This is a genomic window from Pseudomonas sp. AC463 (assembly GCF_979253585.1).
The window spans coordinates 1-280 of the sequence record NZ_CEEDDZ010000496.1 but is presented as its reverse complement, the minus strand read 5'-3'; the positions used below and the strand labels follow the sequence as shown (position 1 = coordinate 280).

General features: G+C 64.3%; 1 pseudogene. It reads left to right on the top strand.

Annotated elements, in window-relative coordinates:
• Positions 1-280: pseudogene (locus tag AC0IYH_RS31125) on the top strand (hypothetical protein); the annotation flags it as partial.

Below are 280 nucleotides of genomic sequence, written 5' to 3'. Positions count from 1 at the left end.
CGACAGCGCCCTGCAACAGGTCGCCGAAGTAGGCCCGGCAGGCGAGTATCCGCATTTCGCCCTGTTCAATGGCCGCAGTGACCGCCTGATACTCAATGCCTGCCATTTCTACAACGGCGCGACCCTGAGCGTCGCCGTGGCCGACCTGCTCGGCATGCAGACCGACTTCTACAGCGACGATGAACGCACTCCGGTCGTGCAGGACGGTGCGCGGGTGTACGCCGGTGTCTCCCGTGGCGATACCTTCATCGTCGGAGATGCCTACGGCTATCTGCGGGCC